This is a genomic window from Microcystis sp. M179S2 (assembly GCF_020245805.1).
GTDB classification, from domain to species: Bacteria; Cyanobacteriota; Cyanobacteriia; order Cyanobacteriales; family Microcystaceae; genus Microcystis; species Microcystis aeruginosa.
Genome location: NZ_JADBUE010000183.1, coordinates 1 through 10,705, shown reverse-complemented (window position 1 = coordinate 10,705; position 10,705 = coordinate 1). Strand labels below are relative to the sequence as shown.

8 protein-coding genes are annotated in these 10,705 nt (G+C 45.3%); 3 read left to right on the top strand and 5 right to left on the bottom strand.

What is annotated here, in order from left to right:
- Window positions 1-175 precede the first annotated feature (175 nt).
- Window positions 176-1,303, top strand: coding sequence for a THUMP domain-containing class I SAM-dependent RNA methyltransferase (locus tag IM500_RS11400; RefSeq protein WP_287738449.1), 1,128 nt, complete (start codon window positions 176-178; stop codon window positions 1,301-1,303).
- Here IM500_RS11400 and mdh read toward each other — a convergent pair whose 3' ends face one another.
- The 4 genes from mdh to murD form a co-directional block, all read right to left on the bottom strand.
- The gene (gene mdh, locus IM500_RS11395; protein ID WP_190720792.1) at window positions 1,304-2,281 is read right to left on the bottom strand and encodes a malate dehydrogenase; all 978 of its coding nucleotides are present in this window, start codon (window positions 2,279-2,281) and stop codon (window positions 1,304-1,306) included.
- Between the two features lie 26 nt (window positions 2,282-2,307).
- Entirely contained in the window at window positions 2,308-2,523 is a 216-nt protein-coding gene (locus IM500_RS11390; RefSeq protein WP_045361132.1) for an NAD(P)H-quinone oxidoreductase subunit O, read from the bottom strand.
- A gap of 217 nt (window positions 2,524-2,740) precedes the next feature.
- Entirely contained in the window at window positions 2,741-5,392 is a 2,652-nt protein-coding gene (locus IM500_RS11385; RefSeq protein ID WP_287738448.1) for a glycoside hydrolase family 10-like protein, read from the bottom strand.
- 185 nt (window positions 5,393-5,577) lie between these two features.
- Window positions 5,578-6,927: a UDP-N-acetylmuramoyl-L-alanine--D-glutamate ligase gene (gene murD, locus IM500_RS11380; protein WP_190720784.1), complete on the bottom strand. Its 1,350-nt coding sequence runs from the start codon at window positions 6,925-6,927 to the stop codon at window positions 5,578-5,580.
- 160 nt (window positions 6,928-7,087) lie between these two features.
- On the opposite strand from murD, the gene IM500_RS11375 reads away from it, so the two are divergent.
- Both IM500_RS11375 and prfB read left to right on the top strand, forming a co-directional pair.
- Entirely contained in the window at window positions 7,088-8,200 is a 1,113-nt protein-coding gene (locus IM500_RS11375; protein ID WP_190720780.1) for a DUF3747 domain-containing protein, read from the top strand.
- A gap of 182 nt (window positions 8,201-8,382) precedes the next feature.
- Window positions 8,383-9,490, top strand: a protein-coding gene (prfB, locus tag IM500_RS11370; protein WP_125731851.1) for a peptide chain release factor 2 whose coding sequence is annotated in 2 segments (ribosomal slippage) — window positions 8,383-8,454 and window positions 8,456-9,490 — 1,107 coding nt in all. Because the reading frame shifts where the segments join, the coding sequence is not laid out codon by codon here.
- Between the two features lie 194 nt (window positions 9,491-9,684).
- On the opposite strand, the gene IM500_RS11365 is transcribed toward prfB, so the two are convergent.
- On the bottom strand, window positions 9,685-10,416 hold the full coding sequence (locus tag IM500_RS11365) for an ATP-binding protein (RefSeq protein WP_287738444.1): 732 nt from the start codon (window positions 10,414-10,416) through the stop codon (window positions 9,685-9,687).
- Window positions 10,417-10,705: the final 289 nt, after the last annotated feature.

Sequence of the window (10,705 nt, the reverse complement as noted above, 5' to 3'; positions counted from 1 at the left end):
CCCCCTATCGAACCATACCAAGTAACGAAGAGCCAAATCTTTCTGTGAAAACTGATAACTCACATCTGATAACTCACATCTGATAACTGATAACTGATAACTGAAAACTGATAACTGATAACTGATAACTGATAACTGATAACTGATAACTGATAACTGATAACTGATAACTGAAATGACTCGATCCTATTTTGCTACTACCGCGAGGGGACTAGAAGAAATTGCCGCTAGGGAATTAGAATTCCTAGGGGCCAAAGAAGTGAAACCAGTATTCACCGGAGTCCATTTTCAGGGGGATATCTCCCTACTCTATCGAGTCAATCTTTGGTCAAGAATTATTTTTCGGGTTTTGGTTCCCATTGCCGAAATTCCCTGTGGGGATGGGAAGGAACTGTATGATGGCATTCAAGCCATTGATTGGCGCGATTATCTCAGCAGTGAGGAAACTTTAGCGGTACAATGTACGGGAACGAACGATAGCCTCAATCACACCCATTACACCGCTTTAAGCATCAAAAACGCTATTATCGACCAACAGCGTCAACAGGGGAATCCCCGTTCTTTTGTGGATACAGAAAATCCCGACCTGCAAATTAACGCTCATATCGAGAAAAATCGCTGTGTGCTTAGTTTAGATAGTTCTGGGCACAGTTTGCATCGTCGCGGGTATCATCGGGCCATGGGAGTCGCACCTCTGAAAGAAAGTCTCGCCGCTGCTTTGGTAGAATTATCGGCATGGCAGGACGACATGGCGCTTTTAGACCCTTTTTGTGGTTCGGGAACCATTGTCATCGAAGCGACGTTAAAAGCTTTAAATATTGCCCCCGGTTTATCTCGTTCCCAGTTCGGATTTCAGAAGTGGCCAGACTATCAACCGGATTTATGGCAATCTTTGGTTAAGGAAGCTAAAGAAAAACAAAAATCTCGGCTAAATGCGCCAATTTATGCTAGTGATGCCGATTACGAGGTTTTGCATCAGGCCGAGGATAATGCCTATTTTTGTCAAGTGCAGGAGCATATTAATTTTAGCTTGCAAAGCATCACCGACTTAGAACCGGCGAGCGATCGAGGGATTATTCTCTGTAATCCCCCTTACGGCAAAAGATTGGGCAATACCGAAGAATTAGGGGCCTTATACAAATCCTTCGGTGATGTCTTAAAACAGAGGTTTAAGGGTTGGACAGCCTATATTTTATCGGGAAACAAAGAACTGACCAAACAAATCGGTCTGCGTTCTTCCCGTCGCACTCCCTTGTATAACGGTTCTTTGCCCTGTACCCTCTTAAAATATGAGTTGTATTAGCTACATCAAAACCTTGAGACTGTCAAGAGCTAAATGAACATTTTGACGAACTGAGGCGGCAGAAGTGTGTAGATCCAGACGTTCAGCATCGGTCAAACGCACTTCCAGAATACTTTCCACTCCCCGACAGCCTAGGCGACAGGGAACCCCCAGATAGACATCCTGTAAACCGTATTCACCCTTAAGATAGGCTGCGGCCGGCAGTAAACGGGATTGATTTCTCAATATCGTCTCGACCATGGTACAGGCAGAGGAAGCAGGGGCGTAATAAGCGCCGCCAGTTTGCAGTAATTTGACGATTTCAGCCCCACCGTTGCGAGTTCTCTCCACTAGACGATTAATTGTTATCTCGTCCATTAATTCGGTAATCGGCACACCACTGACGGTACAGTAACGGGGTAGGGGCAACATTAAATCACCGTGACCACCCAAGACCATGGCATGAACGTCGGCGGTACTAACCCCCAATTCCATGGCGATAAAGGTTTGTAAACGGGAAGAATCGAGGACTCCCGCCATTCCCATCACTCTTTGGGGCGGTAAACCGGTTGCTTGCCAGACTAGATAGGTCATCACATCCAGGGGATTGGTGATGACGATAAAAATGGCTTCCGGAGAATACTTGAGGCATTTAGTGGCGGCCTCAACGACGATTTTGGCATTGACATTCATGAGATCATCGCGACTCATGCCCGGTTTTCTGGCTAATCCGGCCGTAATCACGACAATATCCGAGCCTGCCGTGTCTTCGTAGTTATTAGTGCCGATAATCTCGCTGTCGTGCAGTTCTATGCCCTGAGCTTCCATCAAATCTAGGGCAATACCCTGGGGTAAACCATTGACGATATCGAGGAGAACTACATCGGCGAGGTTTTTTTCGGCGATGCGTTGGGCCAGGGTGCGTCCGACGTTACCAGCACCAATAACCGAGACTCGGGGCGATTGACAGGGGAGGAGTGTATCGTAGAAGTCAACCATGGTTTATGGATGAGGCAATATCCTCATCAGGCGGGTTCCAGTTGTTCGAGCTTTAGCCACACACTGGGGGTAGGAACATAGAATTTAATCAAAGCATAATCATCTTTTATATCCAAGACTTCTGCTGTCGAGTTGAACATATAACTGGGTAAACGGCGATCGCTGGCTAGGGCTTCGAGGCTATTTTCTAGGTTTCCCGTCACCACGCGGACTAAAGCTCCTTTCTTAATTGTAGCTGCCATGTTTTTCTCGTTAAATTTGCTTGGGGGTTTTCTTCCATAAATTGTTACATATTCGGGCGGGCCTCTGACAAGAGGGTGTGGGGTGTGGGGTGTGGGGTGTGGGGTGTGGGGTGTGGGAATGATGAATTATGAAGTGGGGAGGTGGGGAAGTGGGGAAATTGAACTAAAACCCTAAAACCCTAAAACCCCAAAACCTGCCTCCTACCTTTTGCCTTAATTAAAACTCAACCATTTGACCATAACTTAAGAGACTTTGTAGGGTGGCGAGGCGATTTTCCCAGACCTGTATTTGATAGGCAGATAAATCTTTTTGTCTGGACATCACAGATTTAAATTTATAGCTAAATCGCTTTAAAGCATTTTGAGTTAAAGTCAAATTGCGAGGGCTGGGATTATTAGCTAATTGCTCTAATAGATTAGCCATTTCGTCCACTTCTTGCCCCCAAGCTTTTAAGGTTCCCTCCTCCATTGCCCATAAATTATTTATTATTAAAAAACTCCACTCTTGACGCAGGGAATTAAACCTCGCCGCCGCCGTTTTGAAGGGTTGACGGTGGGGTAAAGGTTCGGTTTTTTTCGTAATTATCGATCCCTGAATGCGATTAAGAATTGTTTGCAAGTTGGGATTGAGATTTTCTGTGGCAAAAAGAGCGAATCCCGAAGTGGGAAGATTGCGAATAAATTGTAGTTGATCGATCGTGACTTGATCGGGTACTTTTAACAGACGGATACCGGGTATAATCAGAGCATTTCCTGCAATTTGGCGATCAAATAAAGACTTGGTTTTATCTTCTAAAGTCCCTGTATCGAGAGCATAAGTCATTAAAAATATCAGGTCTATCCATTGATTTTGACCCCATTCTTCCCAGTTTTGTTGAATACGATATAATCGTTCTTTTTGTTCTAGGGGAAACACCGCCGCCGACATTTTTAAGTGGGGGCGAATCTGTTTTAAGCGAGTAGAAACCTGCGAGACAAAAGTATCAACCTGACGGATTTTAAAGCTAGTCCATTGTTCCCATAAAGCACCCCGGGGATTTAAAGTAATTGGATCAACTCCCGTCATTTGTTTAAATAACCAGCGGCCGGATTTACCATAACCATAGGTTTGATTAGAATCTTGACTCTGGAAGGGATAGCGAATATAATCTAACTGCAAGCCATCCACATCATAATTCTTGACAATTTCCTCGTAAAGAGATAAAAGATAGTTCTGTACCTCGGGATTAGCAGGATCAAAAAAGGCCTTTTTCATGCCTTGACTGTAATCAAAAGAACCACCACTTTTATTAGTTGCCCCCCAATCGGGATTACGGGATAAAACCGGACCTAGATAATCTAATGGTTGCTCTAATACTTTATTATGAGCTTGATTAGCCGCCGCAAAAACCCACACCCAGGCGTGGATTTCCATATTGCGTTCATGGGCTAATTTAACGGCAACTTTTAGGGGATCCCAACCTCTGGTTAAAGGGTTTTGTTCGGGGGCAACTTGACTGGGATAAATAGTATAACTAGCATTAACTGTCTCGAAAAAGACCACATTAATACCCGCTGCCGCCATGCGATCGAATACTTTAGCTAAATCCTCCTCGTTTTTAGTTTCTACGATCGTGCCTCGATCTAACCACATTGCCCGTATTTCTGGTTGGGCAAATTGTCGATTAGTGGGATAATTATCCCAAAGATTTCGCCGCGCTTGTAACCAAAATTCCCGCGCTTGCGTATAGGAACCCTGAGCAATTAAATTCTGAAAATTATTTAAGGTTCCTTGGGCATTTTCTAGGGCTAAACGGAATCGTCTGGCTGTATCTGAGGTGGGGGAATTTTTCCCGCGATTATGAAATGCTTGTGCTAAGGATTTATCAGTATTGGATATATTACTGTTGCTGGCTTCTAAAGCTAAGAGAGTCACCCCATAACGCCCGATTAATCCCTGCAATTCCGCCGTCATCTGGCTAATTTGTTGAGGAGTTAGGCTGGCTCTGGGGGGAATTGCCTCGGTACTCGGACTTAATCTCGCCGTTTCACTGGGGGGATTTTCTGAAATCTGCGGTAGAGGGCGACGGGGTGCGATCGCAACGCGCTCGCTACGGGAGATCGCTGTTGGGGTATTATTAATATTATTAACTATTGTTGATTGACCTTGACAATAGGGCGCAATTGTGCTATTGGAAGAACTGCGATTAATGCCGTAGCGTTGCAGGGCGGTTTCTAGCCAAGCACTATCGAGGGCGAGATTAGCGACGGCATCGCTGCCCCAGCGCCAACCGAGAAAGATCGAGTTATTATTGAGGACAACGGCGGGGGGATTGTTGCGCGCCCCCCAGACGGCAACGGTTTGGCTATTAACTCCCGTGGGGATAACCACACCACCGAGGAGACTGCTGGCTAGAGGTTTTTGGTTTTTCAGTTCACCCAAATTAGTCGGCCGCAGGGTGTAAGCTTGGGAGTGAGGATAAGCCCAGTAAGCCCCAAATAGCGATCGCAATTGATCGCGCACAGCAGGTTCCGAAAGATTCCCCGCCGGACCGGTGACAATAATTTTACCACCGCGATTAAGCCAACGACTCAAGACATCAGCTTGTAAACCGGAAATAGTCTCGACGTTGGGGATGATTAGAACCTTAATTTTATTTAGATCCGCGTCGCTTTGCCACTGATTACTCTGGAGAATGCAGTAATTAACCCCGACATTTTGCAAACGTTCGGTTATATCTGTCCATTGATTGGCATTTTCTTGACTTTTTAACACTGCCACCGGTGTCGCTAAAACTGGGATCGGCAGCAAGACACCCACACAGGACAAAAGACAGGCAATTAGGGGCTTGTTAAAAAGATGATCAAGATGGAAGGACGATCCCAGCACGTTTTTTCTCTTAATTTTTTGGTTCACTCCTCCTGATTTTACCCAACTTAGCCGAAAAAGAGTATCTTTGGCAACAAAAATTGCGTCTTAGTCGTCGGCAACGGGGTTTTAGGGTGTTAGGGTTTTAGGGTGTTGGGGTTTTAGTTGAAATTCCCCACTTCCCCACTTCCCCACTTCCCCATTCCCTACAACTGTAAACACAACTGCCGGAAGTGATCGCCGCGATGTTCAAAACTTGGGTATTGGTCAAAACTAGCGCAAGCGGGCGATAATAACACCACTTTAGCCTCTTTTGCCGGTCCTAGTTCAGCCGCGCGTTGAACTGCCCTGTCCATCGTTTCTACACATTCATAATCTTGATAACCTGCCGACTGTAAACGAAGGGCAAAATCGGCGGCAGCGTCACCAATCAGCAGCACGGTGGCGACTTTTGCCTTAATTTCAGCGATCCAAGCCCGATCATCCCCTGCTTTCGCTTCTCCCCCCGCGATTAAAATCGCCGGACTCGGGACAGATTTTAAGCCCACTGCGGCGGCATCGTAGTTAGTTGCTTTACTATCATTAATAAAGTCTAGGCCTTTATAGGTACAAACATACTCTAGACGATGGGCAACCCCGGGGAAAGTGGCGATCGCTTCGGTAATGGCTTTTTTCTCGATTCCTGCCAATCTAGCGGCGGCCACAGCCATAAGCAAATTCTGCTGATTGTGACTACCCACCATTTTCAGGAGATTAACCGGGGCAATTAACTCCCCAAAAGCCACGATCCAGTTATCTTGGAGATAAACACCACGACTAGGATCGCCCAAAAGCGCAGCTTTGCCCTGCACAGAAGTCCAATAAGCTTGTTGCCATTGACTAACACCGATTTGACGCAGATAGGGATCATCACCGTTGAGGATTTGGCGATCGCTTTTTTGCAGTAAAGAGGCTTTAATCTGATAATAATTTTCCAGGGTTTGATGACGACTGAGGTGATCGGGGGTAAAAGTTGTCCAGATGCCGATTTTCGGCGATAAATCCCGACTGGACTCGATCTGATAACTACTAATCTCCGCAATAATCCAATCGTATTTATCGGCTTTTAAAGGCAATTCACAGGCAGCATAGCCGATATTACCGCAGGAAGGGGCATTTAACCCCGCTTTTTGAAAAATAGCGGCACAGAGGGCGGTGGTGGTGGTTTTGCCGTTAGTTCCCGTAATACCCAACCAAGGGGAAGATTGCAGATAACGCCAAGCTAATTCTAATTCTCCGATCGTATCGATGCCTTTTTCTCTGGCAGTAATTAAAATCGGGGCATCCCAAGGCACCCCGGGGCTAACCACGATAAGATTAGGCAAGTCCGAAGCCTCTAGACTGAGATTTTGACCAAGATTGACAATAATTCCTTCCCTTTCCAGATTGGTTTTGGTTGCTTGTAAACTGGGAGAATCAGAGCGATCGCTTAATGTCACCTGCCAACCATCCCGTTTTAAGCATCTTGCCGCTGCTATTCCCGATCTTCCCAATCCAATAATCGCCGCTTTCGCCATCTTGTTGCCACTCTACTCAAGAGTCAATTTTTAGCAATCTCTATCCTACTGTGGATTAGGTCGAGTCATAGCTATCTTCCAAGAAAACAAAATTCTCTGGCTTACGTCTAGATCGATAAAATAAATGCAAGTACAATCTCTATAACAACGCTCCCTATTTATGAATCTAAAATCATCCTTAAAATTTACCCTATTGTTTTCACTTCTGGGGGGTTGTCTCCTGACTACACCGAGTCAAGCAACTCTCTTTGAACAAAGAGAAGTTAATCAAGAAGATTTTATCGCTATTGCCCGACCCTACGGTAACGGTAAATACGATTTACTGATTTTGCAACAAATCCCGGGTAAACGCCAATGTTGGGCGGTAAATGGCACAGAACCGACCATTGTTCAGCCTCTGCTGCTCGATTTCGATTTTACGGGCAGTTGTGAACGGGCCACCGACAGTAACGGTTATTCCCTTCGCATTCAGGGCAAAGATTACGGTTTAGAATACCTGCTGCGTATCGTACAACGCAACGGGGAATTAGTCCTCGTGGGAACCCCCCGCAATCCCAGGCAATCGGAGGTAATTATTGGACGGACAAAAGGTTTAGGGACCGGTCTAATGCAAATTTATCTCATCGATGGCTGGCGCTTTACTAAACGCAGTCTAGCTGGTCAAAATCTCAGTCATATCTATCTAACTGCCGATAGTCCCAATTTCAATCCTCCCCCGGAATTACTCGCGGGTAATAGTTATTCCCTCCCCAGAGAATCCGTCAAAGCAGAAACACCTGTTAATCCTGCTGCTAATCCCGAAGTGCGAGAATATACTTTTACCGCTGCAGAAACAGCAGTAGAGAGCAATCCTCAGCCAGTGGTCAATAATCCAGTACCAGAGCCAAATTTAACGCCACCGTCCCCAGTTACCCCTAATTTACCCCCCCTGACTCCTCCCAATTCTCAGAATAATAATGCAATTGTACCACCTCCGCCACCGCGCAACCTAGGCAATCCCAGAAGTTTATCAGACGTAATCACTTTTAATCGGGCTGCCGCTAATCCCAGTAGTGGTAATATGAGCAATAGTAGTCGCCAAGGTTTTAAAGTAGTAATCGAAGCTAAAACAGAGAGCGATCGCACTAGGGTTCGTTCTCTCTATCCCGACGCTTTCCCCACTTCCCACCAAGGTCGTCGCGTCTGGCAAATAGGCGCGTTTAGTAGTCGCGATAAGGCTGAAAACGCTTTACAAACTCTTGCCCCCCTGCGCGGATCGATCGTACCATTTTAGCGAACGCTGGAACTGCGGAACGGGGAACAGAGAGTGGATAGGGGAAATGGGAAAATGGGGGAATTTCAACTAAGACCCCAAAACCCTAAAACCCCAACTCCCTAAAACCCCAAATCTCAACTCCTGACGACCGACGACCGACTCCTAGAGTAACTGATAACTGATAACTGATAACTGAAAACATGGAAATATCGGAACTAAAAAAAGGTATCGAGATAGTAGGATTGCGCCTGGGTAAAACCCAGGACTATCTTTGACTTACCCACTTTAAGGGCGAAAATTAAAGACTTAGAACAGGTGGCGGCCGTCCCTACTTTTTGGGATAATCTCGATACGGCTCAAAAAACCCTGCAAGAACTAAATGAATGTAAATCTTCTTTAGAAACCTATCAGGGTTGGTGTGGGCAATTAGAAGATACCAAGGCAATTATCGAGTTATTAGAATTAGAATCCGATCGAACTTTACTAGAAGAAGCGACAGACAACTTAACTCATTTACAGCATGACCTCGATCGCTGGGAATTGCAACAGCTTTTAAATGGTCCCTACGACGCAAAAGGAGCGGTTTTAACGATTAATGCGGGGGCCGGGGGAACCGATGCCCAAGATTGGACAGAAATGCTCCTGAGAATGTATTCTCGCTGGGCCGAGAAACAGGGTTATAAAGTCACTTTAGCGGAAATATCAGAAGGAGATGAAGCGGGAATTAAATCGGTGACAATTGAGATTGCCGGAACTTATGCTTACGGTTATCTGAAAGGAGAAAAAGGCACCCATCGGTTAGTCAGAATTTCCCCTTTTAATGCTAATGGTAAACGTCAAACCAGTTTCGCCGGGGTGGAAGTGATGCCAATTTTGGGCGATGATGCGGTGAGGGTAGAAATTCCCGATAAAGATTTAGAAATTACCACCACTAGATCTGGGGGAAAAGGTGGACAAAATGTTAATAAAGTGGAAACTGCCGTGCGTGTAGTTCATCTTCCCACAGGTATCGCTGTACGTTGTACCCAAGAGCGATCGCAATTACAAAATAAAGAAAAAGCCCTAGCTTTATTAAAGGCGAAATTGTTAATTATTGCTCGGGAACAACAGGCTCAAGCGATCGCCGAAATTCGCGGCGATATGGTGGAGGCCGCTTGGGGCAATCAAATCCGTAACTATGTTTTTCATCCCTATCAATTGGTTAAGGATCTCCGCAGTAATGTGGAAACCACCGATGTTACCCGGGTAATGAATGGGGATTTAGATAGCTTTATTGAAGCCTATTTACGTTTGGGGGGTGCAGTTTAAAGAAATGTATCGCCGTTGTCGTCCACAAGTCCCACTCCCGTGTGGACGCGATGATAAAATCTCCTCTTGGAAAAATGTCGATTTGCGTTGAAGCACTTTTTTGCTCGCTGTATAAGGGTTTCGCCGATTTGACATCCCTAAAATGGATTTGCGTTGAAGCACTTTTTAGCATTTCCACTTCGCTCAAGGCTAGTCTAGGCCCAAAAGGGGAGATAACGAGCATAACGAGTTGATTTAGATTCAGATTCGTCAAGTTTAATCAGTCCTGCTTCTTTAGTTGCCCCAATCACTTGAGAAACAGTATTGTTTTTTGATTCATTTAAACAAAAGCGATTTCGTAAGGTTTGGTTAGACATCCGTTGATTATCGACATAGAGGAGACAACAGTGCTGATAACAAGCGCGAATACGGTCAGATTGACTCATTTTGCCAAAATCCTGATGAGCGAATAGGATAGAAGTTGTTCGGATCTCACCTACTCTAAAATCTGGTGCGGGAAGTTGAAATTTCTCGGCAGCGGAAATAACTTTATCAATACCACTGCCCTTTTCTTCACAAATGCCAAAACGACGCATTATGTCAGCTAATTGCTCATTACGGGAGCGATATTCGTCTATAAAGCGTTCTACTTTGATAAAAGGAATACCAGGGTTAGAGATTTCTACTCGATCATCATACATTTCAATCATCACCGAAGCGCCTGTAGCGAGAAAGTCCTGATGAATCAAAGCATTGGCGATCAGTTCTCGCAAAGCTTGTGGAGGAAACATTTTCACTTCTTCCCTAAGAACCTCCTCGATGACGCGATTTTGAGGGGCTAAATCGTGGACAAAATTAACTAAACCATCAAAACCCACAGCATATCCCTTAGTTCCTGTCTGTTCCAGTCGAGTTTTAATTTTACCTGTTCCCTCATAGATAATCACTCGTGGTGCTTTACGCGCTAAGGTAGGGGAAAAGCTCTCAAGTTGTCTGGCCAGAAGGATGGCAGATAAATTAGGAATTGTCCAACCTTTTGATGTTTTGTCAAGGAGTTGATCGCTTTGTAATCTTTCTAAAACAGCATCACGATGGCTAGTGGGACTTAGACAAAAAACAAATCGAGAAAAGCCTCAACTCCAATCCCCGCTTGGGATTTACTTCGAGAAGCCCAAAATCGCTGAAACCCAGATAGATCAAGGAAAATCATCAATCGAGGTTAACCCTTTGTCCCGT

What these genes read in the sequence shown, in the direction of transcription:
- murD (WP_190720784.1), bottom strand. Translation starts at nt 6,927, where the DNA reads ATGGCGAAAGCGGCGATTATTGGATTGGGAAGATCGGGAATAGCAGCG.
- mdh (WP_190720792.1), bottom strand. Translation starts at nt 2,281, where the DNA reads ATGGTTGACTTCTACGATACACTCCTCCCCTGTCAATCGCCCCGAGTC.
- IM500_RS11375 (WP_190720780.1), top strand. Translation starts at nt 7,088, where the DNA reads ATGAATCTAAAATCATCCTTAAAATTTACCCTATTGTTTTCACTTCTG.
- IM500_RS11400 (WP_287738449.1), top strand. Translation starts at nt 176, where the DNA reads ATGACTCGATCCTATTTTGCTACTACCGCGAGGGGACTAGAAGAAATT.
- IM500_RS11390 (WP_045361132.1), bottom strand. Translation starts at nt 2,523, where the DNA reads ATGGCAGCTACAATTAAGAAAGGAGCTTTAGTCCGCGTGGTGACGGGA.